General features: G+C 66.8%; 25 protein-coding genes. 15 read left to right on the forward strand and 10 right to left on the reverse strand.

All coding sequences use genetic code 11. From position 1 onward, the window contains the following. Nucleotides 1-220: 220 nt before the first annotated feature. Nucleotides 221-1,213, reverse strand: coding sequence for a porphobilinogen synthase (gene hemB, locus ACFPPB_RS14020; protein WP_377328128.1), 993 nt, complete (start codon nt 1,211-1,213; stop codon nt 221-223). 178 nt (nt 1,214-1,391) lie between these two features. Between hemB and ACFPPB_RS14025 the strand changes: the two genes are divergently transcribed. The 4 genes from ACFPPB_RS14025 (at nt 1,392) to ACFPPB_RS14040 (ending at nt 5,296) form a co-directional block, all read left to right on the forward strand. Next, nucleotides 1,392-3,014, forward strand: coding sequence for a S53 family peptidase (locus ACFPPB_RS14025; protein WP_377328130.1), 1,623 nt, complete (start codon nt 1,392-1,394; stop codon nt 3,012-3,014). A 111-nt stretch (nt 3,015-3,125) separates the two neighbouring features. Further along, nucleotides 3,126-4,136 (forward strand): glucokinase, encoded by a 1,011-nt coding sequence (gene glk, locus ACFPPB_RS14030; protein ID WP_377328132.1) that lies wholly within the window; start codon nt 3,126-3,128, stop codon nt 4,134-4,136. 31 nt (nt 4,137-4,167) lie between these two features. Next, complete coding sequence (locus tag ACFPPB_RS14035) at nt 4,168-4,851, forward strand: HAD family hydrolase (protein WP_377328134.1); 684 nt, start codon at nt 4,168-4,170, stop codon at nt 4,849-4,851. 118 nt (nt 4,852-4,969) lie between these two features. Next, nucleotides 4,970-5,296, forward strand: coding sequence for a hypothetical protein (locus ACFPPB_RS14040; RefSeq protein ID WP_377328136.1), 327 nt, complete (start codon nt 4,970-4,972; stop codon nt 5,294-5,296). A gap of 32 nt (nt 5,297-5,328) precedes the next feature. On the opposite strand, the gene ACFPPB_RS14045 is transcribed toward ACFPPB_RS14040, so the two are convergent. The 3 genes from ACFPPB_RS14045 to secB all read right to left on the reverse strand — a co-directional run bounded on the left by ACFPPB_RS14045 (nt 5,329) and on the right by secB (nt 9,999). Further along, on the reverse strand, nt 5,329-8,346 hold the full coding sequence (locus tag ACFPPB_RS14045; RefSeq protein WP_377328272.1) for a DEAD/DEAH box helicase: 3,018 nt from the start codon (nt 8,344-8,346) through the stop codon (nt 5,329-5,331). Nucleotides 8,347-8,460: 114 nt separating this feature from the next. Beyond that, on the reverse strand, nt 8,461-9,486 hold the full coding sequence (locus ACFPPB_RS14050) for an NAD(P)H-dependent glycerol-3-phosphate dehydrogenase (RefSeq protein WP_377328138.1): 1,026 nt from the start codon (nt 9,484-9,486) through the stop codon (nt 8,461-8,463). A gap of 9 nt (nt 9,487-9,495) precedes the next feature. Then, nucleotides 9,496-9,999: a protein-export chaperone SecB gene (gene secB / locus ACFPPB_RS14055; RefSeq protein ID WP_072759005.1), complete on the reverse strand. Its 504-nt coding sequence runs from the start codon at nt 9,997-9,999 to the stop codon at nt 9,496-9,498. A 319-nt stretch (nt 10,000-10,318) separates the two neighbouring features. Between secB and rpmB the strand changes: the two genes are divergently transcribed. From rpmB to ACFPPB_RS14075, 4 genes are all read left to right on the forward strand, one after another. Then, nucleotides 10,319-10,555 carry a 50S ribosomal protein L28 gene (rpmB, locus tag ACFPPB_RS14060; protein ID WP_072759006.1) on the forward strand — a complete coding sequence of 79 codons (237 nt, stop codon included), beginning with the start codon at nt 10,319-10,321 and terminating at the stop codon, nt 10,553-10,555. 10 nt (nt 10,556-10,565) lie between these two features. Next, nucleotides 10,566-10,733, forward strand: coding sequence for a 50S ribosomal protein L33 (gene rpmG, locus ACFPPB_RS14065; protein ID WP_072759007.1), 168 nt, complete (start codon nt 10,566-10,568; stop codon nt 10,731-10,733). Nucleotides 10,734-10,932: 199 nt separating this feature from the next. Further along, nucleotides 10,933-11,442, forward strand: a complete 510-nt coding sequence (locus tag ACFPPB_RS14070) for a DUF4166 domain-containing protein (RefSeq protein WP_377328140.1) — start codon at nt 10,933-10,935, stop codon at nt 11,440-11,442. Nucleotides 11,443-11,475: 33 nt separating this feature from the next. Then, nucleotides 11,476-11,892, forward strand: a complete 417-nt coding sequence (locus tag ACFPPB_RS14075) for a thiol-disulfide oxidoreductase DCC family protein (RefSeq protein WP_377328142.1) — start codon at nt 11,476-11,478, stop codon at nt 11,890-11,892. Here ACFPPB_RS14075 and ACFPPB_RS14080 read toward each other — a convergent pair. The 3 genes from ACFPPB_RS14080 to ACFPPB_RS14090 form a co-directional block, all read right to left on the reverse strand. Beyond that, the gene (locus ACFPPB_RS14080; RefSeq protein WP_377328144.1) at nt 11,882-12,109 is read right to left on the reverse strand and encodes a hypothetical protein; all 228 of its coding nucleotides are present in this window, start codon (nt 12,107-12,109) and stop codon (nt 11,882-11,884) included. The two genes, ACFPPB_RS14075 and ACFPPB_RS14080, sit on opposite strands and share 11 nt — an antisense overlap. After that, nucleotides 12,106-12,996 carry a saccharopine dehydrogenase family protein gene (locus ACFPPB_RS14085; protein ID WP_377328146.1) on the reverse strand — a complete coding sequence of 297 codons (891 nt, stop codon included), beginning with the start codon at nt 12,994-12,996 and terminating at the stop codon, nt 12,106-12,108. The genes ACFPPB_RS14080 and ACFPPB_RS14085 overlap by 4 nt, the downstream gene beginning before the upstream one ends. Before the next feature lie 85 nt (nt 12,997-13,081). After that, a complete protein-coding gene (locus tag ACFPPB_RS14090; RefSeq protein WP_377328148.1) occupies nt 13,082-14,278 on the reverse strand; it encodes a DesA family fatty acid desaturase in 1,197 nt (398 codons plus the stop codon). A 223-nt stretch (nt 14,279-14,501) separates the two neighbouring features. On the opposite strand from ACFPPB_RS14090, the gene ACFPPB_RS14095 reads away from it, so the two are divergent. The 6 genes from ACFPPB_RS14095 (at nt 14,502) to mutM (ending at nt 20,190) form a co-directional block, all read left to right on the forward strand. Then, complete coding sequence (locus ACFPPB_RS14095) at nt 14,502-15,233, forward strand: ABC transporter ATP-binding protein (RefSeq protein ID WP_377328150.1); 732 nt, start codon at nt 14,502-14,504, stop codon at nt 15,231-15,233. Continuing rightward, the gene (locus ACFPPB_RS14100; RefSeq protein WP_377328152.1) at nt 15,230-15,985 is read left to right on the forward strand and encodes an ABC transporter permease; all 756 of its coding nucleotides are present in this window, start codon (nt 15,230-15,232) and stop codon (nt 15,983-15,985) included. The genes ACFPPB_RS14095 and ACFPPB_RS14100 overlap by 4 nt, the downstream gene beginning before the upstream one ends. Beyond that, nucleotides 15,985-17,340 (forward strand): GldG family protein, encoded by a 1,356-nt coding sequence (locus ACFPPB_RS14105; RefSeq protein ID WP_377328154.1) that lies wholly within the window; start codon nt 15,985-15,987, stop codon nt 17,338-17,340. Before ACFPPB_RS14100 ends, ACFPPB_RS14105 begins: the two co-directional genes overlap by 1 nt. A 3-nt stretch (nt 17,341-17,343) precedes the next feature. Next, nucleotides 17,344-17,835 (forward strand): hypothetical protein, encoded by a 492-nt coding sequence (locus ACFPPB_RS14110; protein ID WP_377328156.1) that lies wholly within the window; start codon nt 17,344-17,346, stop codon nt 17,833-17,835. A gap of 111 nt (nt 17,836-17,946) precedes the next feature. After that, on the forward strand, nt 17,947-19,356 hold the full coding sequence (gndA, locus tag ACFPPB_RS14115) for an NADP-dependent phosphogluconate dehydrogenase (RefSeq protein ID WP_377328158.1): 1,410 nt from the start codon (nt 17,947-17,949) through the stop codon (nt 19,354-19,356). A gap of 6 nt (nt 19,357-19,362) precedes the next feature. Beyond that, nucleotides 19,363-20,190, forward strand: a complete 828-nt coding sequence (gene mutM / locus ACFPPB_RS14120; protein WP_377328160.1) for a bifunctional DNA-formamidopyrimidine glycosylase/DNA-(apurinic or apyrimidinic site) lyase — start codon at nt 19,363-19,365, stop codon at nt 20,188-20,190. Nucleotides 20,191-20,322: 132 nt separating this feature from the next. Here the strand turns inward: mutM and ACFPPB_RS14125 are convergent, their stop codons facing one another. The 3 genes from ACFPPB_RS14125 to ACFPPB_RS14135 form a co-directional block, all read right to left on the reverse strand. Then, nucleotides 20,323-21,090 (reverse strand): hypothetical protein, encoded by a 768-nt coding sequence (locus ACFPPB_RS14125; protein ID WP_377328162.1) that lies wholly within the window; start codon nt 21,088-21,090, stop codon nt 20,323-20,325. 25 nt (nt 21,091-21,115) lie between these two features. Continuing rightward, a complete protein-coding gene (locus tag ACFPPB_RS14130; RefSeq protein ID WP_377328164.1) occupies nt 21,116-21,748 on the reverse strand; it encodes a thymidine kinase in 633 nt (210 codons plus the stop codon). Nucleotides 21,749-21,937: 189 nt separating this feature from the next. Beyond that, complete coding sequence (locus tag ACFPPB_RS14135) at nt 21,938-23,278, reverse strand: NAD(P)/FAD-dependent oxidoreductase (protein ID WP_377328166.1); 1,341 nt, start codon at nt 23,276-23,278, stop codon at nt 21,938-21,940. A gap of 119 nt (nt 23,279-23,397) precedes the next feature. Here ACFPPB_RS14135 and ACFPPB_RS14140 point away from each other — a divergent pair, with 119 nt between their 5' ends. Further along, nucleotides 23,398-25,380 carry a UvrD-helicase domain-containing protein gene (locus tag ACFPPB_RS14140; protein WP_377328168.1) on the forward strand — a complete coding sequence of 661 codons (1,983 nt, stop codon included), beginning with the start codon at nt 23,398-23,400 and terminating at the stop codon, nt 25,378-25,380. The last annotated feature ends 33 nt before the right edge of the window (nt 25,381-25,413 follow it).

A 25,413-nucleotide genomic window follows, 5' to 3' on the forward strand; every position in this document is an offset into this window, starting at 1 on the left:
AGAGGCACATCACCGTCACGGCGGCACGAAAACGCCGGAAACATCGCCTTTTTCCCGTAACCATGCCAGCGTTTTCGCACGGCCGTCTGGACGGCTGTTTCAAAGTCGATAGATCAGGGCATCCCTAGAATTTCGCTGATGCGGTCGCTCATGAAATCCTCCTACTGAAGATGCCAATTTCACCCACCCATCAAAATAGTCGTCGCGAAGATGACCACTTCTACCCTCCCCGCAACCACCGCGCCGCATCAATCGCGTAGTAAGTCAAAATCGCATCCGCCCCGGCCCGCTTCATCGCCGTCAGCGACTCCAGCACCACCGCCTTCTCATCCAGCCATCCATTCTGCGACGCGGCTTTCAGCATCGCGTACTCGCCACTCACCTGATACACGAAGGTCGGCACGCCGAACGTGTCCTTCACACGGCGCACGATATCCAGGTACGGCAGGCCCGGCTTCACCATCACCGCGTCGGCGCCTTCGTTTATGTCGAGTTCGACCTCGCGCAGCGCCTCGTCGCTGTTGGCGACGTCCATCTGGTAGGTGTGCTTGTTGCCCTTGCCGAGGTTCGCCGACGAACCGACCGCATCGCGGAACGGGCCATAGAACGCGGACGCGTACTTGGCCGAGTAGGCGAGGATGCGGGTATGGATGTAGCCGGCATCTTCCAGTGCCTCGCGGATCGCGCCGATGCGGCCGTCCATCATGTCCGACGGCGCCACGAAATCCATGCCGGCTTCGGCCTGCGCCAGCGACATCTTGATCAGCGCCTCGACGGTGGGCTCGTTCATCACGTAGCCGCTGGCGTCGATCAGGCCGTCCTGGCCGTGGGTGGTGTACGGATCCAGGGCCACATCGCCGATCAGGCCCAGCTCGGGGTACCTGGCCTTCAACGCGCGGGTGGCGCGATGCATCAGGTTGTCCGGGTTCCACGCCTCGCTGGCATCGAGCGACTTGGCGTCGGCATCGGGCGACGGGAACAGCGCCAGGGCCGGAATGCCCAGACGCACGCATTCACCGGCCAGCTTCAGCAGCTCGTCGATCGACAGCCGATCCACTCCCGGCATGGAAAGCACCGGATCGCGCTGGCCTTCGCCCTCGATCACGAACGCGACCATGATCAGGTCGCTGGCCAGCAAGGTGTGCTCACGCATCAGCGCGCGGGAGAAGGCGTCGCGACGCATGCGGCGCATGCGGATGGCGGGAAAGCTCATGGCGGATCCTGGCTGGTCGTATCCAGGCCATTTTAGGCCACAACGAAAGCCTGCGGCCGCGCTGCGGCATTGGCTGCCCGCCTTGTCGCCACCGGCCCAACATCGAGGACACCTCGCCATAACGCTTCGGGATGCACCCTCCGCGCCACGACCCGCCGTTCCCCACCGGAGGAAGCTCATGAGCAAGACCAAGTCCACCGCCGCGACTTCACCGTGGCATCTGCCCGCCGGCGCCCGCTATCTGGGGCCGCATGCCCCGGACGAAACGCTCGACGTGACTTTGGTGCTGCGGCGCAAGAGTCCGTTGGGCGCGCCGCTGGCTCCGTCGGCATCGCGCAGCGCCCGGCATGCCGATTTCGTGGCGCGCCACGGCGCCGATTCGGCCGACGTGGAACGACTGCGCAGCTTCAGCCGCCAGCACGGCCTGCGGGAACTGGCCTGCGAACCGGAACGGCGCACGCTGCGCCTGAGTGGCACGGTGCAATCGCTGCAGCAGGCGTTCGGCGTGCAGTTGGGGCACTACGAGCTGACGCCCGGCGGCCCCACCTGTGTCTGCTGCGCCCAGGCTCCCACCTTGCCCGACCCCGCGGTGATCGCCGTACTGGGACTGGACCGGCGACCGGTCGCACGGCCGCATTTCCGCATCGCGCGGGCGCAGCCGAATACGACCTACACGCCGCCGCAGATAGGCCAGCTGTACAACTTCCCCGCCGGCGCCGACGGCGGCGGACAGACCATCGCGATCATCGAACTCGGCGGCGGTTACCAGCAGACCGATCTGGACACCTACTTCAAGTCACTCAGCCTGGCGACGCCTTCGGTCACCGCCGCTTCCGTCGATGGCGGCAGCAATGCGCCCGGCGGTGCCGCGGACGCGGAAGTGATGCTGGACATCGAGGTCTGCGGTTCGCTGGCGCCGGCCGCCGCGCTGGTGGTCTATTTCGCCCCGAATACCGATCAGGGTTTCTACAACGCGATCTCGCAGGCTGCGCACAGCAGCAGCCAGCCGGCCACGGCGATGTCGATCAGCTGGGGCGGACCCGAGGACGGCTGGAGTGCGGCATCGCGCAACGCCATGGAAACCGGGCTGGAGGATGCCGCCGCACTCGGCGTGACGGTGACCGTGGCCGCCGGCGACAGCGGCTCCGGCGACGGCGAGAGCGATGGGCAGCCGCATGTGGATTTCCCCGCCTCCAGTCCATCCGTACTGGCCTGCGGCGGCACGAAGCTGCTCGGCAGCGGCAGTGCGATCGGCAGCGAGGTGGTGTGGAACGAGACCGCAGGCAATGAAGGCGCTACCGGCGGCGGTGTCAGCACCGCGTTCGCGCTGCCCGCATGGCAGGCGAATGCGGGTGTGCCTGTGGCAGCGGGTGGCTTCGCCGGTCGCGGCGTGCCGGATATCGCCGGCAACGCGGATCCGCTCACCGGCTACGCGGTGCGCGTCGACGGCCAGGACGAGGTGATCGGCGGCACCAGCGCAGTCGCGCCGCTGTGGGCCGCGCTGGTGGCGCGTCTCAACCAGCAGCTCGGCCACTCGCTGGGTGGCGCCAATGCCGCCTTGTATGGCATCGGCAGCAAGGCGTTCCGCGACATCACCCAGGGCAACAACGGCAGCTACGCGGCGGCCCCGGGTTGGGACGCCTGCACCGGACTGGGCAGTCCGGACGGACAGGCTTTGCTAGGCGCCCTCCAGGCCGGGACGCCGGGCAGCAATCCCGCTCCGGCCCCGTCCGGTCACAAGCCCAAGCGCGGGGGGCACAAGCCACCTGTCAAGGGCGGCAAACGCAAGGGCCAGCCGTAGGATCGCCAGGCGCGCGCAGAGCGAATCGGCATGCCGGATGCGGCTGGTGCTGGACGCTGGCCCGCATTCACGGCAGGCTTGCTGTTTTCCGTATCCCCCGATGGAGCCCCGATGCGCGTTACCGCCCCCACCATGCTCGTCGATCTCGGCGGTACCAATGTCCGTTTCGGCGTGGCGGATCCCTCGCGCGACAGGCCGCTGCTGCCCGACAGCATCCGGCGCTACCGCGTGGCCGAACACGATTCGCTGGTTTCCACCGCGAAGCAGTACCTCGCCGATACCGGCCTGCAGGTGCACCGCGCCATCGTGGCCGCGGCCGGGCGCATCGACGACGGCGAGACGGTCAAGGTCACCAACAATCCGTGGGCGATTTCGGCGCGGCAGACGGCGAGCGCGCTCGGCCTCGAATACGTGCACCTGGTCAACGACTTCGCCGCGCAGAGCATGGCGGTGACCTTGTTGCGGGGCGACGACCTGGTCAGCGTGGGCCCGCTGCCGCCGCCGGTGATCGGCGCGGAAGCGGAGCAGACCTTCGCCGTGGTCGGCCCCGGCACCGGCCTGGGCGTCGGCGGCCTGCTGGTGCGCCAGGGCCATTGCAGCGTGCTGCAGACCGAAGGCGGCCATGCCGGCTTCGCCGCCCATTCGCCCGAGGACATCGAGATCCTCAACTACCTCAACCACAAGTACGGCCGCGTCTCCAACGAGCGGCTGATCTGCGGCCAGGGTCTGGTGAATCTCTACGACGCGATCTGCCACATGGTCGGCGCCCGGCCCGACGACCTCAAGCCCGAGGACATCACCGCCCGCGCCAAGGACGGCAGCTGCCCGCTGTGCACACGCACCGTGGAGACCTTCGCCGGCATCTTCGGCAGCGTCGCCGGCGACCTCGTGCTCACGCTGGGCGCCTGGAACGGTGTCTACCTCACCGGCGGCCTGATCCCTATCCTGCTGCCCTGGCTGGAGCGGGGCCGGTTCCGCGAGCGCTTCGAGGCGAAGGGCCGCTTCCGCGACATCATGGAAAAGGTGCCGACCCAGGCGATCATGAACCCCGAGCCGGGCCTGCTCGGCGCCGCGGCGCTGGCGGTGATGGAATCGGGCCGGTCGCTGCTGCCGCAGCGATAGAGCGCCGCCACCCCCGGTCGAAGGAGTCGCCATGCCCCGCCACGACACCGCTTTCCTGTTCGACCTCGACGGTACCCTGGTCGACAGCGTGTACCAGCACGTGCTGGCGTGGAAGGAAGCGCTGGACAGGGAAGGCGTGGAGCTGTCGGTATGGCGCATCCATCGCAAAATCGGCATGAGCGGCGGCCTGTTCGCGAACATCCTGCTGCGCGAGACCGGGCTGGAGATCACCGCGGAGCGCCTGGCACGGCTGCGCGAATGGCATGCCGAGGCGTTCAACCGGCAGCACACGCAGGGCTCGGTGCGGCCGCTGCCGGGAGCGTGCGAGCTGCTGGCCCATCTGACCGCGCAGGACATTCCGTGGGCGATCGCCACCAGCGGCCGCATGCAGACTGCGGCGCACAATCTCGAAGCGCTTGGCGTCGATCCGTCGAAGATACCGGTGGTGACGCGCGACCAGGTGCGCCACGCCAAGCCCGACCCGGATCTGTTCCTCGCCGCCGCCGCGCGACTGGGCGTGGACATCCATCATTCGCTGGTGATCGGCGACAGCGTATGGGACATGCTCGCTGCCCAGCGTGCCCGCGCGCTCGGCGTGGGCCTGCTCTCCGGCGGCTACGGCCTGGCCGAGCTGCAGCAGTCGGGTGCATTCCGCGTGTACGACGATCCTGCCGGCCTGCTGCGGCATATCGACGAGGTTGCCGCGCGCGACTGAGCGGATTCGTCGCGCTCGCTGCAAAAGACCTGAATGACGTCTGCCGGCATCATGAAAAATTAATCCCCCGCGTGCGAGTAGACGATAGGCTCCCGGGCAATCGCACACGGAGCCGCCCATGCGCCGATTCGTCGCCAGTCTCCCGCTCGCCCTGCTGCTCGCCGCGTGCTCGCCCACGCCGACGCCGACGCCGACGCAGCCTGCGACTGGCCGGGCCGCGCCAGCCAATGCCGCGCTGGGCTCGGCCGAATGGTACGCATGGGTCGACCAGTCGCTGGGCATCGACGACAGCGAGGGCCATGCCCCGCAGCGCGGTTCGGCCGCTTGGAATCAGGCCGTGCAGAACAAGCTGGGGCAGGAAGCGCCGCAATCGAAACCGGGCTCGCCGCAATGGCAGCAATCCGTCGACGCATTGCTGCGCACGCGCATGCCGCCGTCGTCCTGAGCGATGCGTTGAACTGACATGGTACGAAGTCCTCAGCCCGGTGCCAGCAAGGTATCCAGGTCGACCTGATCGAAACTGAGTTTTTCGCGGCTGCCGCCGCCTTCCAGCACCGCCGCGGCCAGTTCGGCCTTGCGCGCCTTCAGCTCTTCGATGCGCTCTTCCACCGTGCCGCTGGTGATCAGGCGGAACACGAATACCGGCTTGTCCTGGCCGATGCGATGGGCGCGGTCGCTGGCCTGGGCTTCGGCGGCGGGGTTCCACCACGGGTCGTAGTGGATCACGGTGTCGGCCGCGGTGAGGTTGAGGCCGACGCCGCCGGCCTTCAGCGACAGCAGGAACAATGGCACCTCGCCGTTCTGGAAGCGCTGCACCGGCTCGGCGCGATCGCGCGTCTCGCCGGTGAGGGTGACATAGCGGATGCGCCGGCGATCGAGCTCGGCAGCGATCAGCTTCAGCATGCCGGTGAACTGGGAGAACAGCAGCACCTTGCGGCCTTCGTCGAGCAGCGCCGGCAGCATGTCCATCAGCAGTTCGAACTTGGCCGATTCGTGCACGCCACGTGCCACTTCGAGTTTCACCAGCCGTGGATCGCAGCAGACCTGGCGCAGCTTGAGCAGCGCATCGAGCACCACGATGCCGGAGTGCGCGATGCCGCGCTGGGCGATCACCTCGCGCAGCTCCTCCGCCAGCGACAGGCGCAGGCCTTCGTACAGTTCGCGCTGGCGACCTTCCAGCACCACCCGGCGGGTGATCTCGGTCTTCGGCGGCAATTCCTTGGCCACCTGCGCCTTGGTCCGGCGCAGGATGAACGGCGCCAGGCGCAGGTTGAGCCGCTGCTGGCATTCCTCGTCGTGCTGCTTCTCGATCGGCACGCGGTAGAAACGACGGAATGCGCCTTCGTCGCCGAGCAGGCCAGGCACCGCCAGGTCGATCTGCGACCACAACTCGCCCAGGTGGTTTTCCAGCGGCGTACCGGTGAGGCAGACATAGCGCGGCGTGCGCAGGCTGAGCAGCGCGCGGCGCGCCTGCGTGCGCGGGTTTTTCACCTGCTGCGCCTCGTCCAGCACGATCAAAGCAAAGGATTGTTTTCTCAAGGTGACCACGTCACGCGGCAGCAGCGCGTAGCTGGTCAGCACGATGTCCTGCGCGCCGAGCTGGGCGAATTCTTCGGCGCGTTGCGGGCCGTGCAAGGTCAATACATGCAGCATCGGCGCGAAGCGCGTGATCTCCGATTGCCAGTTCGGAATCAGGCTGGTCGGCACCACGATCAACGCCGGCTGGGTCAGCGCCCCGCTCTGTTTCAGCGACAGCAGATGAGTGATCAGCTGCAGCGTCTTGCCCAAACCCATGTCGTCGGCCAGCACGCCGCCGACACCGGCTTCGGCCAGTGCGTTCAGCCAGCGCAGACCCTCGCGCTGGTACGGCCGCATCTCCACCGTGAGCCCTTCCGGAACCGCGTCGCTGGCACGCTCGGCGGCATCGCGCAGGCGCGCGGCGAAACCGAGCAGCGGCTCGGCCGCTTCCAGCGTGCCGCCGCGGGGCATCGCCGCGACGAGTTCCTCCAGCCGTCCGGCCTGCACCCGTGGCAGGTGGAGTTTCTTGCGCGGCTTCTCGAGATATTCGGCCAGCGGCGCCAGCAGGCCGCGCAGCTCTTTCAGCCGCACCGGCACGCGGCGACGCGCATCGACCGGCGCGTACCACACCGCGTCTTCCGGCTCGTTCGGCGCAGGGCTCAAGTTCAGCTGATGCTCGGCCAGCGCCTGCGCCACCGCGGGCAACAGGTTATGCCGCTGGCCATCGAGCTCGATGCCGATTTCCAGGTCGAACGCATGATCGTCGGCGTCTTCCACCGCCTGGCCGTACCAGCGCACCGGGCCTTCCAGCACTTCGAACGGAAAGCTGGGCGCGTACTCGACCTGGAAATTTTCCTGTTCAAGCTTCGGCCGCAGAGCTAGCCAGCGTGCCGGCGTGTTGACCTCCAGCGCCCCGGCGTAACCGGTGCCGGGGAACAGCCAGGCGTCTTCGGGGAGTGTTTCGGCCACGTCCCACGGCAGGCCTTCGGTGTCCACGCCGGGGGTGAGGCCGGCGCGTTCCAACTGCTCCATCGCCGACAATTCCTCGGCGCGGCGGCGGGTGATCTCGACCAGCTGGCCGTTGCGCACGCGGCGCACCAGCGGCTCGCCGCCGCGCCCGGGCAGGCGTTCACCGGCGTAGTCGAACGCCAGCCGCGCATAGCCCAGCGGTGGCGTGCCGGCGGCCAGCCGGGCGTGCCGGGTCAGCGCGTGCAGGGTCAGCACCGGTTTCGGCGCCAGCTCCGAGCGGCGCACCTCGCCGAACACCTGCGGCAACGGCACCCGCGTGGCCAGCCGGCTGCCTGGCAGGCGATTGCGCAGGCGGCGGCCGTGCTCGTGTTTCAGCGGCGGCAGATCCAGCCAGTGGGTTTCCTCGGCCGCGGCGTCGAACAAGCCCACAGTGGCGCGCTCGGCATCGAGATACCAAAGGCCGTCGATGCGCAGCAGGCGCTGGCTGTGCGGCAGCAAGGGCAGCAGGCGCTGACTGCCGTCCGGTTCCATCTGCCAGTGCCAGTTCAACTGGTGGGACTTTCCGCGCGACAGCCGCAGCCCGGCCAGGCCGCCGAGGAAACATGGCGCGGTATCGAGGATCTCGGCGAGCAAGGTATCGCCGACATGGCCGCTGAGCCTTGCATAGCTGCGGGTCTTGCGCACGTTCTGCGGCAACCCGAGCATGGTGGCGGCGAGGCGTTGTTCGTGCGGCTGCAGCGGCGACTGCGCCAGGTGCCGGCTGTCCAGCGGCACCGGCCGCACGTAGCGGCCGTGTTCGGCCACCGTCAGCAGCACCGGCGCCGCATCCAGCCGGGCGAATGCCGCGCCTTCTTCCGGCATCACTTCCAGAAAGAAACCGAGCACGCCGTGGTCATCGGCCACCACCGGCTTGGGCGCAGCGAGCAGCCGCCGCCATGCCTGCGGCAAGGCTTCGTCCTCGCCGGCTGGCCCTGTGCCGGCGTGCTGTTTCTCGTCCGGTTGCTGCATGCGCATGCGATCCGTGGCGACAACCAAAACGTTGAGCTTAGCAGCGCGGGAGCGAGTTGCGACGGTCGTCGTGCGTGCGGATCGATGAACCCGCATCGCCACCGGAAAGGGGATTCAGGCGGTGCCGAACAGGCCTCGCGGATATTCCGGCTTCTGCTCGCGCGCCATCAGCGCCTTGAGCCCTTCGACCGGGGTGACCTCACCGTGCAGCACGGCGCGCACGCCGGCACTGATCGGCAGGTCCAGCCCATGCTTGTCGGCCAGCCGCGCCACTTCGTCGGCGCTGAGAATGCTCTCCACCACCTGACCGATCTGCCGTACCGCTTCATCGATCGCCACGCCTCGCCCCAGCGCAAGACCCAGCCGCCGGTTGCGCGACAGGTCGCCGGTGCAGGTCAGCACCAGATCGCCGAGGCCGGACAGGCCGATCAGCGTCTCCGGCCGCGCACCGAGCGCCACGCCCAGACGCAGCATCTCGTTCATGCCGCGGGTGATCAGGCCGGCGCGGGCGTTCAGGCCCAGCTGCATGCCATCGGCGATGCCGGTGGCCACCGCCAGCACATTCTTCATCGCACCGCCGAGTTCGGCACCGAGCATGTCGCCGCCGGAATACGCACGCAGGTTCGGCGCGTGCAGAAGGCCGGCCAGCTGCTGTGCGAACGCCGCGTCGTCCGAATGCACGGTGACCGCGCTGGGCAGGCCAGCCGCCACTTCCTTCGCGAACGACGGGCCGGTGACTACCGCCGCGGCACGACCGGGCAGCCGTTCGGCCACCAGTTCATGCAGGAAACGCCCGGTGCCCGGTTCGAAGCCCTTGGTCGCCCACGCGATCGCGGTGTCGGCGCCGAGCAGCGGCGCCAGCTCGGCCAGCATCGAGGAGAACGCATGGCTGGGCACCACGATCAGCACGACGTCGGCACCGCGCACGGCGCTGGCCAGGTCGCTTTCGTAGCCCAGTTCCAGCGGCAGTTGGATGTCCGGCAGATAGCGCTGGTTGCAGCGATTCGCCGCGATCGCCGCGAGTGCCGCGCGGTCGCGTCCCCACAACCGGGTCGGCACACCGTTGCGCGCAGTCAGTGCCGCCAGCGCCGTGCCCCAGGAGCCGGCGCCGAGAACGGTCAGCTTCGGGTTTTCGACCATGCCGTCGACTCAGCTGTTGAGCGTGGCCGGGACCTCGTCGCCACCCATGGCGCGACGCTGCTGCTCGGCGAACAGCGCGTCGAAATTGATCGGCTGCAGCAGGAACGGCGGGAAACCGCCTTCCAGCACCAGCGAGGAAATCACCTGGCGCGCATATGGAAACAGCAGGTTCGGGCAATAGCTGCCGATGATCCCGGCATGGTCCATTTCGTTGAAGCCGGCGATGCCGAACAGGCCGGCCTGCTCCACTTCGGCCAGATAGGCGGTGCGCTGGCCGACCGTGCAGGTCAGCGTGAGGCTGAGCACAACTTCATACAGGCTGTTGCCCAGATCGGTGGCCTTCTGACCCAGGTTCAGCTGCACCTGCGGCTGATCCTGCCCGTCGATTTCCTGGAAGATCTGCGGCGCATTCGGCGCCTCGAAGGAAACATCCTTCACATAGATCTTCTGCATCACCAGCTGCGGCTGACTGGCCTGGCCGCTGGCCTGGTCGTTGGTGATCTCTTGCGCCATCGGGAGTTCCTCGGGTCTGGACTTGTCGAAAAAGAGGACGATTGTTCCATACATCCCCTCGGCACGCACGCCGGACGGCATCCGGCCGGGCGGAACAGATTGCGCACAGCCTTGTTTTTCTGCGAGAATACGCGGCTCGCCTCGATCGACCCGGAGTTTCCGGGCAGTCCGCCACGCGGTACGGACCTCACGATCATGCGAAGCAACAACCTCCAGCATCGCGTGGCGCGCAGCGCCGCTGGGCCGATGTCACCCTGGCTAACGGGTGTTTACCGACTTTCAAAGCCCCGGCTTCTGAAGTCATTCAACGGAGGTCGTCATGGCCCGTGTATGTCAAGTCACCGGTAAGGGTGTGCAGAGCGGCAACAACGTCTCGCACGCCAACAACCGTACCCGTCGCCGCTGGTTGCCGAACCTGCATGAGCGTCGCTTCTGGGTCGCCAGCGAGAATCGCTGGATCAAGCTGCGTGTGTCCAACAACGCCTTGCGCACGATCGACAAGAATGGCATCGAAGCCGTGATTGCCGAAATGCGTGCCCGCGGCGACAAGGTCTGAGGATCAAACCATGGCAAACAAGACCCAAGACAAGATCCGCATGATCTCCTCGGCCGGCACCGGCCACTTCTACACCACGCAGAAGAACAAGAAGAACACGCCGGAAAAGTTCGAGTTCAAGAAGTACGATCCGGTCGTGCGCAAGCATGTGATCTACAAGGAAGGCAAGATCAAGTGACGTTCTGGCGCGTTCGCGCATAGCGCGAACGCCTTTGCCGGAACGTCATCCCGGCGCAGGCCGGGATCCAGTGAAACTTCCAAAAACCCGCCTTCATGGCGGGTTTTTTCTTATCCGCACCAGGCCCGCTCGGGCATAACGCGGCTTTTTCTCCAGGCGATCGCTTGCCTGCCCGGCAGCCGCCCCGCATCATCCCCGCATGACCTCCACCGCATTGTTCCCCGGCCTGCTGGGCGACGAAATCTGGCGCCAGTTGCCGGATGCCGTGCGGGCCATGCACGGAGCCGCCGCAACCCTGCGTGCGAATGGCCTGGCCGACGTCGCCGGCGCCAGCCACTTCCCCGCACGCTGCCTGCGCCGCCTGCTCGGCCTGCCCGCACCGGGTCCGCAGCAGGCGCTGGTTATGACCATCGAACGCTGCGGCACCCGCGAGTTGTGGACCCGCCGCTTCACTGGCCGGCGAATGCAGTCCGTACTCGATCGCCGCCCCGGCTCGCCGCTGCTATACGAACGGCTGGGGCCGGCCACGCTGGGCTTCGCGTTGCGCCGCGACGGCGACGCGATCGACTGGCAACTGCGCAGCGTGCATGTGCTCGGCCTGCCGCTGCCGCGCGCACTGCGTGGCAAGGTACTGTCGCGCAGCGGCATCCGCGACGGACGCGCTACCACTTCAGCGTCGCCGTGCAGCTGCCGTTGCTGGGCCTGCTGATCGGTTATCAGGGTTGGCTGGAATCCCTGCCGCATGGGCACTGAAGCCACCGCACCGGTCATCGTGTTCGACGGCGTCTGCCTGTTGTGCAGCCGCTGGGTACGCTTCCTGCTGAAACACGACAGGGTGGCGCGCTACCGGTTCGCTTCGATGCAATCGGACAGCGGTCGCGCCCTGCTGCTGGCGCACGGGCTGGATCCGGATTCGCCGCTGTCCTTCCTCCTGGTGGAAGAAGACCGCGGATATACCGACAGCGACGCGATCGCCCGCGTACTGCTTGGGCTGGATCGCCGCCGTTGGCGTTGGCTGAGCCGCGGCATGCTGCTGGTGCCGCGCGGACTGCGCGATCCTCTGTATCGCTTCGTGGCCCGACATCGCTATCGCATCTTCGGACAGAGCCGCAGCTGTTTCGTGCCCACGCCGGAACAGCGCGGACGCTTCATGCCGTAAGCACATCCAGCCGGGTGCCGATCGCGAAATCGGCGAGTGCGACAAGAGCCTCATCCAGCGTGAACAGGCCCATGCAAGGCTTTGCGGCGCCCGGGGTGGGCAACGCGCCGTCGGCGAGCTTGCGCGCCAGCACTACTGCCGGCATGGCGGGAATCTGGGGGCCATCGCCCGCCGCCGCGGTCAGCGACCAACGCAATCGCAGGCGCCCGTCCTTCATATCGCGACCAGCCAACTCCACCACCATGCCGCCCACATCGCGCCTGCGCCGAGGACCCACTCGCTCATGCGGCGCAGGCGCGGTGCGTGCCGCGCCAGGTCGCGGATCACGCCCAGCCGCACCAGCCACGCCGCTGCCAGCATGCCGAAGTGCAACCGACGCAGTTCCAGCCCGGCGCGGAACGCCACCTCGCGCACGGCCGGGTAGCGCGATGGGAACAGTTCCAGGTCTGGCACGTCGCACAGACCGACCCAGCGGCCACCGAACGGAAACACCTGCCGACGCGTCGACATCCAGCCACGACCCCACTGCCAGCGGCCATCGCGCCAAAGTCGAAGCGGGCGGCCGCAATAGCCGAGGATCGCCGCCACCGTGGCATCGCCGCGCGGCGTGCGGTTGCCCGGGCTGATCGCGTGGTGGATGGTTTTCAGCGCGCTGAACCGCGGCAACAAGGCGTCCACCACGGCACTGCTGAACGCCGGCAAGGTCGATGCGCCGCTGATCAGAAGCCGGCCCGCCGCCCGTGCGCGCGCGTCCAGGCGACCGATACCGGCCACGAAATCGCGACCATCGGCCAGGTCGATATAGTCGCTGCCGCAGGCCAGACAGGCCTCGGCCACCCGATAGTCCTGCACCTGGAACGGACCGGCGGCATGGATCACCAGTTGCGGCCGCAGCGCCGTCAATGCCTCGACCAGCCCTATCGCCGCCACGTCGAGCACGGCCATCTGTACCGCTGGATCACCCAGGCTTTCGCCCAGCGCCGCCAGGCTTGTCGACTGCCGGCCGGCAAGCGTCAGGCGAAAACGCGGGTCGCCGGCCAGCTGGCGGGCAATGCGCGAACCGAATACGCCGCTGGCGCCGATCAGCAATACGCGCAGGCTCATCCACTTCTCCAGCCGTCGAAGTCTCTCAAAAACAAAACCCGCCATCCGGCGGGTTTTGCTGGTGCATGTGTTTTCGCTGCGGCGATCAGGCGGCTGTCGCGACGGTATAACCCTTGAGTCGCTGAGCGAATTCCTGCAGTGCGCGAATACCGCTTTCTTCGGCTTCGTGGATCCACTGCTGCAATCCTTTCAGCGCCTGATCGGCACCGCGCTGTTCCATCAGCGCCGCGAGGCGGTTGCGGAAGTCGCACACGACGTTGAGCGTGGGGCGCTTGGCCAGCATGGCCTGCAGCTTCGTGCTGCCTTCGTGGTCCAGCCAGCGGCCGCCGTCGGCAAGCGCCAGGCGCATGCGGCGCGGCACGGCCTTCAGGCTCTCGCCGGCGTGCTGGGCTTCATCGCGCAGGGTGGGCATGATCACGCCGCGGTAGAAATCGGTCATCGCCTGGAAGCGGTGGGTCAGCACGGCCTTCAGCGTCTCGGCATCGGGCAGGCGCACGTTCGGGCGCACGTCCAGCGATGGTGCCACGCGCAGCACCTTGGCCAGGCCAACCGCACGCAGGCCGCAGATCGCCGCCCAGCCGATGTCGAACTCCCACTTGCGCAGCGCGAATTTGGCCGAGCTCGGGAAGGCGTGATGATTGTTGTGCAGCTCTTCGCCGCCGATCCAGAAACCCCACGGAATCAGGTTGCGCGCGGTGTCGGCGCTCTCGAAATTGCGGTAGCCGGCCCAGTGGCCGATGCCGTTGACGAAGCCGGCGGCCCAGAACGGGATCCATACCATCTGCACGGCCCACAACGCGGCACCGATCACGCCGAACAGCGCGATGCTGATCAGCAGCATCAGGGTCGGACCCCAGTACGGATGCCCGCCATAGACCTTGTGCTCGACCCAGTCGTCCGGCGTGCCGCGACCGTACTGCTCCATGTCCTGCTTAGATTCGCAGGCATCGCGGTACAGCGAGACGCCGTCCCAGAACACTTTCTTGATGCCGTAGATCATCGGGCTGTGCGGATCTTCCTCGGTCTCGACCTTGGCGTGATGCTTGCGATGCACCGCCACCCACTCGCGGGTGACCATGCCGGTGGTCAGCCAGCCCCAGAAACGGAAAAAGTGCGCCAGCACCGGGTGGAAATCCACACCGCGATGGGTCTGGCTGCGATGCAGGTACAGCGTCACCGTGAAGATGGTGAGCTGGGTCACGATCAACAGGTAGACAAGCATCTGGCCCCAGCTTGCGCCGGTCAGACCGTGGTTCAGGAAATTGAGCACTGCATCGAGCATGGATAGCACCGGGGTAAGGAACGAATTCAGTCTAGTCGAGGGGTTTCCATACCCGCCAGCATGGCCTGGCCCACAATAATAACAGGCCGTCAAGGGGGAGAAGCTAATCAGACGTTAGTAATCGGGCATTCGTCCGCAGGGGAGGCAATCACCTGTTGTCTAACCATGGGGGCGCCATGACAATCAGGCAATGACCTTGCCAACTGACGCATCTGCAACGCCCATGCTGCAATTGAACCAGCTCAGCCGCCGCCGCGCCGGCCGCCCCGCCGTGCAGAATCTGAGCCTGGCCCTGTCATCGGGGCAGGTGCTGGGCCTGCTGGGCGTCAACGGCGCCGGCAAATCGACCACCTTGTCGATGATCGCCGGTGCGCTGCGGCCGGACAGCGGCAGCATCGAACTGAACGGCGAGGATTTTCTGGAACGCCCCGGGCTGGCACGCCGGCTGATCGGCTGGCTGCCCGAACGTGCCCCGCTGTGGCCGGAACTGACGGTAAGCGAGCATCTGGACGCGCACGGTCAGCTGCGCGGCCTGCGTGGCGCCGCGCTGAAGCAGGCAGGTTCGGCCATCATCGAGCGGCTGGAACTGCAGCCGCTGGCGCGGCGCCTGGCCGGCGTGCTGTCGCAAGGCCAGCGCCAGCGACTGGGATTGGCCTGCGCACTGCTGCACCGCCCCGCCCTGCTGGTGCTGGACGAGCCGGCGAACGCGCTCGATCCGGTGCAGGTCGCAGCATTGCGTGCGCTGATCCGCGAACAGTCCGCCGCCGGCACCGCCGTGATCCTTTCCACCCACCTGCTGACCGAAGTCACCGCCGTCTGCGACCGCGTGGCCATCCTGCACGAGGGCATGCTGCGCCACGACGGCGCCGTGCACAGCGACGATCACGCGAATCTGGAGCGAACCTTCTTCGAGATCGCGATGAACGGCAACACCCTTCCGGCGCGCGCCGCATGAGTCTCCTGGCTGTGATTCGACTGGAGTGGCGCAGATTGCTGGTACGCCCGCTGGCCTGGGTGCTGGCCGCGCTGACGCTGGCGTGGCTGGCGTGGAATTTCACCTTGCTGCTGGGTGGTTTTCTGGCCGGACAGATCCAGAACGCCGCGCGGCCGGACGGCCCCGGCTTCACCGACCTGGTCGGCGTGCCGCTGCTCGCCCAGCTCGCCCAGCTGGCGTTTCTGGTGGTGCCGCTGCTGACCATGTCGACGATCGCCGGCGACCGTCGCAACGGCACCTTGCCGTTGCTGTTCGCCGCCGGCCTGCCTGCCTCGCGCATCGTGCTGGGCAAGTATCTGGCGGTGCTCGGCTGGTTGCTGCTGTGGCTGCTGTCGACGCTGGCGATGCCGCTGGCGCTGGCCCACGCCACCCATATCGACTGGGGCAAGCTGGCCGCCGCCACGCTGGGCCTGGTACTGATGCTGGCCGCGCTGGCCGCGGCTGGCGTGGCCTGCTCGACCTTCGCGTCGCACCCGGCGATCGCGGCAGCTGCCGCCCTGGTCCTCGCGCTGGCGCTGTGGAGTGTGAACCTCGGCGCGCAGATGGCCGGCATCAATGGCGGCGCGATCAACTGGTTGGCGATGAGCACCCATCTGCAACCGCTGCTGCGCGGGCTGGTGTCGAGCACCGACATCGTATGGTTCGTACTGCTGATCGTGCTGGCGCTGGCGCTGGCCGTGCGCCGGCTGAGCGCCGACCGGGAGCGTGGCTGATGCGCCATCTATTCAGACGTCTGGACGGCTGGCTGTTCGCACTGTTGTTGTTGCTGGCGGCCGCTGCGATCGGCTACCTGAGCACGCACTACGCGCATGAGGCCGACTGGACCGCTAACGGCCGCACCAGCCTGTCGGCCGAAAGCCGCGCCGTGCTGGCGCAGCTGACCGGGCCGGTGGACATCGTGAGTTACGCGAACCCGCAGGGCGACCTGCGCCAGACCGTGGCTGGCTTCCTGCAACGTTATCAGGCGGTGAAGCCGGATCTCGGCCTGCGTTTCGTCGACCCACAGCTCGACCCAGCCAAGATGCGCGAACTGGGCATCACGGTCGATGGCGCGCTGATCCTGCACTACAAGGGTCGCGAACAGCGGCTGGACGAGCTGTCCGAACGCAGTCTCACCAATGCGCTGGAACGGCTGGTGCGCGGCGACGACCGCGTCGTCGCGTTCGTCAGCGGCGACGGCGAACGCCGCGCCGACGGCCGGGCGAATGCCGATCTAGGCACCTTCATGACGCAGTTGGAAGCGCGCGGCATGCGCGCGGTACCGCTGAACTTCGCCCAGGTCAGCACCGTGCCCGAGCACACCGACCTGGTCGTGCTGGCCAGCCCCTCCCTGGCGCTGGCGCCGGGAGCCGTGCATGCGTTGGTCGGCTACGTGCAGAACGGCGGCAATCTGCTGTGGCTGACCGAGCCGGCGAACGACGACCTCGGTCTCAAGCCGCTGGCCGACGCGCTGGGCGTACGCGTGTTGCCCGGCGTATTGGTCGACGGCGGCGGCACGGCGCTGGGCCTGCATGACCCGCGCATGATCGCGCGGGGCGATTACCCGCCGCAGGCGATCACCCGGGGCTTCACGCTGACCACGCTGTTTCCCCAGGTCTCCGCGCTGGCCCAGGTGGCACAGGCGGGCTGGGCGGTCAAACCGTTCCTGCGCTCCGGCGCGCAGAGCTGGACCGAGTTCCAGCCGATCGACAACGACAAGCCTTCCGACATCCGTTTCGACGCGGCCGCCGGCGAACTCAAGGGACCGCTGGACTTCGGCTTCGCACTGAGCCGGCTGTCGCCAAGCCCGGACAAGAGCGAGCAGCGCGCGGTGGTGATCGGCGATGGCGATTTTCTGTCCAACACTTTTCTCGGCAACGGCGGCAATCGCGCGCTGGGCGAGCGCGTATTCGACTGGCTGCTGGGCGACGACAAGCTGGTCGACCTGCCGCCACGCGGCGCACCGGACCGGCTGCTGCAGATTTCGCAGACCGGGTTGAACACGATCAGTGTCGGTTTCCTGATCGCGCTGCCCTTGCTGCTGCTGCTGATCGGCGGCCTGATCGTATGGCGCCGGCGGCGCCGCTGAACGATGAAACGCGCCACCCGCCAGCGCCTGATCCTGCTGTTCGCCGTGCTGGCGCTGCTGGTGCTGGCCGGCTGGCAACTGCAGATCGATGCGGGCAAGGAGACCGGACCGCTCACGTCGATCGATCCGGCCAGCGTCAGCCACATCACGCTGACCTTGCCCGGCGCACCCGCCATGCACTACGAAAAACGCGAAGGCCACTGGTGGCGTACCGACGGCACCCCGGCGCGCGCCAACGATGCGAGGCTCAGTGATCTGGCCGATACCGCCGCGGCGCATGTGCTCAGCTGGCGGCCTGCCGGCGATTTCGATCCCGCGAAAATCGGGCTGGCGCCACCGAAGGCCGTGCTCGAGCTGGATGGGCAGACGCTGGAATTCGGCGAGACCTCGGTGACCGGACCGCAGCACTACGTGCGCGTGGGCCAGCGAATCGCGCTGGTGCCGGCGCGCTATACGCCGCGATCGCCGGCCACCCGGACCACCGAGCTGCACTGACCGCAGCAGCCTGTGGGACGATGGCGCCTTCATCACGCCAGAACGCGTATCCCGGCATGCTGGGAATTACCCATCTTCACTGGTCTGGCAATGGTTAAGGAGTGGATCGAGATGAGTCAGCAAGCAATCGGGGTGATCGGCATGGCCGTGATGGGCAAGAATCTCGCACTGAACATCGAGAGCCGCGGGCACGCGGTGTCCATCTTCAACCGCAGCAGGACGAGGACCGACGAAGTCATCGCCGAACATCGCGACAAGCGCCTGGTGCCCGCGTACACGCTGCAGGAATTCGTCGACTCGCTGGAAAAGCCGCGACGCATCCTGCTGATGGTGAAAGCCGGCGAGCCGACCGACGATACGATCGAGCAGCTCAAGCCGCTGCTGGACAAGGGCGACATCCTGATCGACGGCGGCAACACGAATTTCAAGGACACCATTCGGCGCAATCAGGAGCTGGCCAAGGCCGGCCTGCACTTCATCGGCACCGGCGTCTCCGGCGGCGAGGAAGGCGCGCTGCACGGCCCTTCGATCATGCCCGGTGGCCCGCGCGACGCGTACGACCTCGTGGCGCCCATCCTCACCGAAATCGCCGCCCGTGCGAAGGACGGCGCCCCGTGCGTGGCCTACATGGGCCCGGACGGCGCCGGTCATTACGTGAAGATGGTGCACAACGGCATCGAATACGGCGACATGCAGCTGATCGCCGAAAGCTACGCCGTGCTCAAGCACGTGCTGGGCCTGTCCAATAGCGAACTGGCCGGCGTCTACCACGACTGGAACGCCGGCGAACTGGACAGCTACCTGATCGAGATCACCGCGAAGATCTTCGGCAAGAAGGACGAGAAGACCGGCAAGGATCTGATCGACGTCATTCTCGATCGCGCCGCGCAGAAAGGCACCGGCAAATGGACCAGCCAGAGCGCGCTCGACCTCGGCGTGCCGCTGCCGCTGATTACCGAATCGGTGTTCGCCCGCGTGCTGTCCTCGCTGAAGGAAGAGCGCGTCGCCGCCAGCAAACAGCTGGCCGGCCCGCAGCCTAAAGCATTCGACGGCGAACGCGATGCCTTCATCGCGGCGGTAGGCCGTGCGCTGTACCTCAGCAAGATCGTGTCCTACGCACAGGGCTTCGCCCAACTGCGCGCGGCCTCCGACGAATACGACTGGAACCTCGACTACGGCGCGATCGCGCGGATATGGCGTGGCGGCTGCATCATCCGCGCGCGTTTCCTGCAGAACATCACCGACGCCTACGCCAGGGACAGCTCGCTGGCCAACCTGCTGCTGGCACCGTACTTCCGCGACGTCGCGGCCGACTACCAATCGTCGCTGCGCGACGTGGTCTGCGCGGCCATCGCAGCCGGCGTTGCGGTGCCGTGTTTCTCCTCGGCCATCGCGTACTACGACGGCTACCGCAGCGAACGCCTGCCGGCCAACCTGCTGCAGGCACAGCGCGATTTCTTCGGTGCGCACACCTTCGAGCGAGTCGACGAAAAAGGCAGCTTCCACGAGGAATGGAACTGACGCCGCGTGCCCGAGCTTCCCGAAGTCGAAACCACCCGCCGCGGCATCGCGCCTTATCTTATCGGCCGGCACGTCACCGGCGTGATCCTGCGCCGGCCCGACCTGCGCTGGCCGATTCCACCGGAGATCAGCACGCTGCTGCCCGGGCAGCGCATCGACGCGGTGGAACGACGCGCGAAGTACCTGCTGCTGCATACCACAGCCGGCAGCGCATTGCTGCATCTGGGCATGTCCGGCGTGCTGCGCGTGCTGCCGCCGGACGCGCCGGCGGGCAGGCACGATCATGTCGATATCGAACTGGAGCGCACGCCATCGCAGGCGCCGCGCATCCTGCGTTTCACCGATCCGCGCCGCTTCGGTTGCCTGCTGTGGCAGCCGCCAGGCGAGACACACGCATTGCTGGCGAAGCTCGGCCCCGAGCCTCTGACCGACGCGTTCGACGGCGACCTGTTGTGGCGGCTCTCGCGCGGCCGCACCGCGGCGGCAAAACTTTTCCTGATGGACAACGCAGTCGTCGTCGGCGTGGGCAATATCTACGCCAGCGAAGCATTGTTCGCCGCGGGCATCGACCCGCGCCGGGCGGCTGGTGCGGTCTCGCGTGCGCGCTATGCGCGGCTCGCCGCCGAAGTGAAACGCATCCTGGCCTGGGCGATCGAACGCGGCGGCACCACTCTGCGCGACTTCATCAGTCCCGACGGCGCTCCCGGCTACTTCTTCCTCGAGCTCAACGTGTACGGCCGCGCGGGCGAACCCTGCAAACTATGCGGCACGCCGATCCGGCAAGCCGTGCTGGGTCAGCGCTCGACGTTCTGGTGTCCACACTGCCAGAGTTGATGTAAAGACTCACCACGTCATCGATCGTAGGAGCCCGCTGGCGGGCGATGCTTTTGCTCTGATGGTTGGGCAAGGAAAGATCAAATCAAAAGCATCGCCCGCCAGCGGGCTCCTACATAAAGAATGCGAGTCTCACGCCGGCCACTGGAACTCTACATAGGTGTTATTGAACTGCGGATCATCCAGGCCGCCGCCGAGATGTGCAGTGACACCGCTGGGGACGCCTTCGATATCCAGTCTCTGGCCATCGGCGAAGTGCGCACCTAGCGCTTCCAGCTCGACCAGCTTTTCGCACAGCAGGCCGGCACGGTCGACGGCGCGATCCGGCACCTGGCGGATGCTGATATCGGGACGACCGAACTTGCGCATGCCGCGGGTATGGATCCACGAGTGATCCGGCCTGGACTCGCCGTCACGCAGGATCAGCAGGTGATTGCGGATCGGTGCGCCGTCGCGTATCAGGTATTTCCGGCGCCATTGGCCGGCATCGAGCAGGCTGAGAATCTGCGGATCGAGGATCGCGGTGCCGCCGATGTCGAGCAGGCCGGCCAGCACACCCAGGGTATCGCGCAGATAGCCGGTGGCCTGGCTGTCCTCGAGCCTGCCGCGCACGACCATGACCTCGGGAGCATCGAACGCAAGCTGCCAGGCCTCGGGGGCGTCGTCCTTGAACATGCGGCCCATCGCGCCTTTCAGCGGATAGCCTTCCCATTGGCGCAACGCGCTGTGGTAATGGCTGACCGCCTCGATGCCGGCCGGCAAGCCCGGGCTGCCGTAGTCGGCGGAAGGTACGCGCACCGCGTCGAACTTACCGAACACGTAGAACTGCAGCAGGATCTCCTCGTCGCTGGCCTGCCAGTGCGGACGCTGCCAGGCGGGGATGGTGATCGGGTTGCTCATGACATTCCTTGAAGGTGGATCTCGGTCAGCGGCTCTCGCCGAGCGGCAGCACGGATTGCTGCAGTTCGATGCGGCCACTGCCTTCGCTGATCTTCTTGAACTCGGCGCGGCTTACCGAGACATAGCGGTCGTTGCCGCCGATCTCAACCTGCGGCCCCTCGGTGACGACGCGGCCGTGTTCATCCACGCGTACCACCATGGTCGCCTTGCGGCCGGTATGGCAGATCGTCTTGATCTCTTCCAGATTGTCCGCCCAGGCCAGCAGGTAGCGGCTGCCTTCGAACAGCTCGCCGCGAAAATCGGTGCGCAGTCCGAACGCCAGCACCGGGATGTTGAGCTTGTCGACCACATCGCTGAGCTGCCACACCTGCGACCGGGTCAGGAACTGCGCCTCGTCGGCGAACACGCAGTGCAGCGCACCATGCGCCGCGATGTCGGCCTGGATCAGCGCCAGCAGGTTCTCCCCGCTGCCGAAACGCCGCGCGTTGGCCTTCAGGCCGATGCGCGAGGCAACCACGCCTTCGCCATAACGGCTGTCCAGCGCCGGCGTGAGGATCAGCGTGCGCATGCCGCGCTCGTGATAGTTGTACGCACTCTGCAGCAGCGTGGTGGTCTTGCCGGCATTCATTGCCGAGTAATAGAAATAGAGCTTGGCCATGGGAGGGCACATTCGAGTCGCGACTGCGTATGGTAGCGCGAGCACGTCGCAGGGATCCTTCGGACCCGCGCATGCGTAGGAGCCCGCTGGCGGGCGATGCTGTTGCTTTGATGGTCAGGCAGGAAGAATCAAAGCAACAGCATCGCCCGCCAGCGGGCTCCTACACGGCGAGAGGTCAAGGTGCCTTATTCACACCTTGTCCAGCGTCGTATTGCCGCCGGTGAACTGCGCGCGCGCCTGCGCCAGCCGGTACCTGTGCTCCGCGCGGCTGCGACGCCAGTCGCGCAGCACGCTGATCGCGTACACCAGCTTGAACAGGCGGAGCTTGCGCAGGACCCGCGGCGTGTCGAACAGGTCGCCGGCAAGCATCGATATCACGCCCTGTTCCAGCTGCCAGGTATTGCGCGGCTGACGGAACATCTGCTGCATCACTGGCCCGTTGAACCGATAGATGAAGAACGAGAAGCGCGCCATGCCGGCCCGCTGGCGTTTCTCCAGCTTGCGCAGAAGCGCCATCTCGCGCTGCGGCTCACGCAGCGATTGGTCGACCGCAGCGGCGGCCTGCTCGGCGCCACTCATCGCCAGATACACGCCGGAAGAGAACACCGGGTCGAGGAACGCGAACGCATCCCCGACCAGCACCCAACCCGGTCCACCCATCTGCATCGAATCGTAGGAATAATTGCCGGTGACGCGGACTTCGTTGTCGATCAGCTCCGCGTGCTGAATGCGACCCCATAGCCCCGGACTCAGCTTCAGCGTATCGAGCAGGAACTCGACCGTACGGCCCTTGCGCTGCTTGAGGTAATCCGGCCGGCATACCGCGCCCACGCTCATCACGCCGCCGGGCAGCGGGATCATCCACATCCAGCCATGCTCGAACCTGTAGATGCTGATGTTGCCCGCATCCTCGCCGGCACGCTGCTCGGCGCCGCGATAGTGGCCGAAGATGGCCGCGCTCTGGTGCTGGTCGTTTCTGCGGCGCAATTTCCTTTTTGCGGAAAGGAATGCATCGCGGCCACTCGCATCGACCACATAGCGCGCCTGGATGCAGTAGCTGCGGCCGTCGTCGGTTTTCACGTCCAGCCAGCTTTCGCGCGAACCGTGCTCTTCGACTTGCACCACCTCATGCCCTTCACGCGCATCCGCGCCGCATTCGCGCGCGTGATCGTAAAGCATCTTGTCGAAATCCTGCCGCCATACCTGGTATGCATGCGGCGGGCTTTGCCCGATCGCACGGGCAAACGCGTAAGTGTTGTAGCCGTGCTCGTTGTCCGCCTCGAAATCCGCACCGGGCTTGAACACGCCCAGCGCGCGCACCTTATCCAGCACACCGAGCCGCTCGAACACCGGCAGGTTCATCGGCAGCAGCGACTCGCCGATATGGAAGCGCGGGTGACGCGCCTTCTCCAGCGCGATCACCTTGTAGCCGCGCCGCGCCAGCAACGCCGCCGCGGTGCTGCCGCCCGGGCCGCCACCGATCACCGCCACGTCGCACTGTTCTGCCGCCATTTCCGCCTGATCCGCCATGCTTCTTCCCTGCGACTGTTGTGCGGTCGATTATGGCTGATGCCGATCAGAGTGCAGCGTGCAGCGCGCCAGTCGTGCTCTGCTACCATCGACCACCGCCTCGTCCCGTCTTTCGATCCATGCTCAATCCGCAACAACTGGCCGCCGTCGAACATTGCGACAGCCCGCTGCTGGTTCTCGCCGGCGCCGGTTCCGGCAAGACCTCGGTGATCACCCAGAAGATCGCGTACCTGATCGCGCGCAAGCATCTGGCGCCGTCGAAGATCGCCGCGATCACCTTCACCAACAAGGCCGCGCGGGAGATGCGCGAGCGCGTGGCCAAGCTGGTCAGCACGGAGGACGCGGCGGCGCTGACCGTGTGCACGTTCCACGCGCTGGGCCTGAAGTTCCTGCAGATCGAGCATGCTCGCGCCGGCCTGCGCCGCGGCTTCTCGGTGCTGGATGCGGACGACAGCGCCGGCATCGTCAAGGAGCTGGTGCCGAAGGGGATCAAGCCCGACGTTCTGTTTGGCATCCGCAACCTGCTCAGCCGCGCGAAGAACGGCGGTCTCTCGCCGGAGGAAGCGCTGGCCGCTGCGCGCAGTCCGCGCGAGCTGGAAGCGGCGACGATCTACGACATGTACCAGCAGCGGCTCGCCGCGTTCAACGCGGTCGACTTCGATGACCTGATCCGGCTGCCGCTGCGCATCCTCGAAGCCGACAACGAATGCCGCGACGCCTGGCGCGAGCGCCTGCGTTATTTGCTCGTGGACGAATACCAGGATACCAACGATGCGCAATACCGTCTGCTGAAGGTGCTGACCGGCGAGCGCGGCGGCATCACCTGCGTGGGCGACGACGACCAGTCGATCTACGCCTGGCGCGGAGCGAATCCGGAGAACATCGACCAGCTCGGCCGCGACTGGCCGAACCTGCGCGTGATCAAGCTGGAACAGAACTACCGCTGCGGCAAGCGCATCCTGCGCGCGGCCAACCAGCTGATCGCGAACAACCCGCACCTGCACGAAAAGAAGCTGTGGAGCGAGCACCCGGAAGGCGCCCCGATCCGCGTGCTGGAATGCAAGGAGGCCGAGCACGAGGCCGAACACGTCGCCGCAATCGCCACCACGCTGGCCGAGAAGCACAAGGCGCGCTGGCACGACATCGCGATCCTGTACCGCGGCAATTTCCAGGCGCGCGTTCTGGAAAAGGCTTTGCGTCTGGCACGGATTCCCTATCACCTCACCGGCGCGCTGAGTTTCCTCGACCGCGCCGAGGTGAAGGACCTGCTGTGCTACCTGCGTCTGCTGACCAACCCCAGCGACGATGCCGCGTTCCTGCGCGTGGTCAACGTGCCGAAGCGGGAGATCGGCTCGACCACGCTGGAGAAGCTCGGCCAGCTGGCGCAAAGCCGGCACAGCTCGCTGCTCGATGCGGTCCGCAGCGACGGCGTGCTGCGCCAGCTCACGCCACGCCCGGCCGCCGCGCTGGCCTCGTTCGCCAACCTGCTCGACGAGTTGCGCAGCGCCTCGCTGCATCAGAGCGCGGCGGATCTGGTCGAGCTGATTCTCAAACGTACCGGTTATGCCGCCCAGATCGCCGCCAGCACGCCAGACGCCAGCGTGCGCGAGCGCAAGCTCGGCAACCTGAAGGAGCTGGCCGACTGGTTTCGCGCGATGCAGAAGGGTGGCAACACGGCCGGCGACCTCGCCTCGCAACTGGCCCTGCTAAGCCACGCCGACCGCGACGAACCCGGCAACGCGGTGCGCATGATGACCTTGCATGCGGCGAAGGGTCTGGAGTTCCGCTTCGTCTTCATCGTCGGCTGCGAAGACGGCACGCTACCGCACGAGGGCGCGATCGACGAGGGCCGCATCGACGAGGAACGCCGACTGATGTACGTCGGCATCACCCGCGCCAAGGAATTGCTGACGCTGTCGTGGTCGGCCAAGACCAAACGCTACGGCGACATCCACACCAACCAGCCAAGCCGCTTCCTGCACGAATTGCCGCAAGCCGACCTGCACTGGCAGGGCAAGGACCCGGAAGCGGACAAGGAAGTGATTCGCGAGACCGCCCAGTCGCACATGGCGAAGATCGCGGCGATGCTGGCCGGCGGCTAGGTAGGGACGCCCCGATCTGTTCGAGAGCAGGCG

Source organism: Rhodanobacter terrae, from assembly GCF_042657005.1.
Classification (GTDB): Bacteria; Pseudomonadota; Gammaproteobacteria; order Xanthomonadales; family Rhodanobacteraceae; genus Rhodanobacter; species Rhodanobacter terrae.

Coding starts and splice junctions, on each gene's coding strand:
- hemB (WP_377328128.1), bottom strand. CDS start 1,213: ATGAGCTTTCCCGCCATCCGCATGCGCCGCATGCGTCGCGACGCCTTC.
- ACFPPB_RS14025 (WP_377328130.1), top strand. CDS start 1,392: ATGAGCAAGACCAAGTCCACCGCCGCGACTTCACCGTGGCATCTGCCC.
- glk (WP_377328132.1), top strand. CDS start 3,126: ATGCGCGTTACCGCCCCCACCATGCTCGTCGATCTCGGCGGTACCAAT.
- ACFPPB_RS14035 (WP_377328134.1), top strand. CDS start 4,168: ATGCCCCGCCACGACACCGCTTTCCTGTTCGACCTCGACGGTACCCTG.
- ACFPPB_RS14040 (WP_377328136.1), top strand. CDS start 4,970: ATGCGCCGATTCGTCGCCAGTCTCCCGCTCGCCCTGCTGCTCGCCGCG.
- ACFPPB_RS14045 (WP_377328272.1), bottom strand. CDS start 8,346: ATGCAGCAACCGGACGAGAAACAGCACGCCGGCACAGGGCCAGCCGGC.
- ACFPPB_RS14050 (WP_377328138.1), bottom strand. CDS start 9,486: ATGGTCGAAAACCCGAAGCTGACCGTTCTCGGCGCCGGCTCCTGGGGC.
- secB (WP_072759005.1), bottom strand. CDS start 9,999: ATGGCGCAAGAGATCACCAACGACCAGGCCAGCGGCCAGGCCAGTCAG.
- rpmB (WP_072759006.1), top strand. CDS start 10,319: ATGGCCCGTGTATGTCAAGTCACCGGTAAGGGTGTGCAGAGCGGCAAC.
- rpmG (WP_072759007.1), top strand. CDS start 10,566: ATGGCAAACAAGACCCAAGACAAGATCCGCATGATCTCCTCGGCCGGC.
- ACFPPB_RS14070 (WP_377328140.1), top strand. CDS start 10,933: ATGACCTCCACCGCATTGTTCCCCGGCCTGCTGGGCGACGAAATCTGG.
- ACFPPB_RS14075 (WP_377328142.1), top strand. CDS start 11,476: ATGGGCACTGAAGCCACCGCACCGGTCATCGTGTTCGACGGCGTCTGC.
- ACFPPB_RS14080 (WP_377328144.1), bottom strand. CDS start 12,109: ATGAAGGACGGGCGCCTGCGATTGCGTTGGTCGCTGACCGCGGCGGCG.
- ACFPPB_RS14085 (WP_377328146.1), bottom strand. CDS start 12,996: ATGAGCCTGCGCGTATTGCTGATCGGCGCCAGCGGCGTATTCGGTTCG.
- ACFPPB_RS14090 (WP_377328148.1), bottom strand. CDS start 14,278: ATGCTCGATGCAGTGCTCAATTTCCTGAACCACGGTCTGACCGGCGCA.
- ACFPPB_RS14095 (WP_377328150.1), top strand. CDS start 14,502: ATGCTGCAATTGAACCAGCTCAGCCGCCGCCGCGCCGGCCGCCCCGCC.
- ACFPPB_RS14100 (WP_377328152.1), top strand. CDS start 15,230: ATGAGTCTCCTGGCTGTGATTCGACTGGAGTGGCGCAGATTGCTGGTA.
- ACFPPB_RS14105 (WP_377328154.1), top strand. CDS start 15,985: ATGCGCCATCTATTCAGACGTCTGGACGGCTGGCTGTTCGCACTGTTG.
- ACFPPB_RS14110 (WP_377328156.1), top strand. CDS start 17,344: ATGAAACGCGCCACCCGCCAGCGCCTGATCCTGCTGTTCGCCGTGCTG.
- gndA (WP_377328158.1), top strand. CDS start 17,947: ATGAGTCAGCAAGCAATCGGGGTGATCGGCATGGCCGTGATGGGCAAG.
- ACFPPB_RS14125 (WP_377328162.1), bottom strand. CDS start 21,090: ATGAGCAACCCGATCACCATCCCCGCCTGGCAGCGTCCGCACTGGCAG.
- ACFPPB_RS14130 (WP_377328164.1), bottom strand. CDS start 21,748: ATGGCCAAGCTCTATTTCTATTACTCGGCAATGAATGCCGGCAAGACC.
- ACFPPB_RS14135 (WP_377328166.1), bottom strand. CDS start 23,278: ATGGCGGATCAGGCGGAAATGGCGGCAGAACAGTGCGACGTGGCGGTG.
- ACFPPB_RS14140 (WP_377328168.1), top strand. CDS start 23,398: ATGCTCAATCCGCAACAACTGGCCGCCGTCGAACATTGCGACAGCCCG.